We start from the raw sequence: 256 nt of genomic DNA, 5'->3' as shown, positions 1-256 counted from the left end.
GGGGCGTCCGCGTTGTCGTTCTGGTCGCTCGCGGCCGGGTCTGGGCCGTACGGGTCGTGGCGTTGGGGACCGAGGTCGAGCGGTGTCCGATCCCGGCCGACCGGGGCGCCCGCGTCGTCGTTCTGGTCGCTCGCGGCCGGGTCTGGGCCGTACGGGTCGTGGCGCTGGGGACCGAGGTTCAGCGGTGTCCGATCCCGGCCGATCGGGGCGTCCGCGTTGTCGTTCTGGTCGCTCGCGGCCGGGTCTGGGCCGTACG

General features: G+C 75.0%; 1 protein-coding gene. It reads right to left on the bottom strand.

Annotated elements, in window-relative coordinates:
- Nucleotides 1-256 (bottom strand): hypothetical protein (locus ACFFNX_RS47865; protein ID WP_378213081.1); only part of this gene is annotated, 256 nt, incomplete at both ends.

Origin of the sequence: Actinoallomurus acaciae (assembly GCF_042429965.1) — a bacterium.
Classification (GTDB): domain Bacteria; phylum Actinomycetota; class Actinomycetes; order Streptosporangiales; family Streptosporangiaceae; genus Actinoallomurus; species Actinoallomurus acaciae.
Note: the sequence above shows the minus strand (reverse complement) of the source record. Positions and strands in the feature narration are given on the sequence as shown.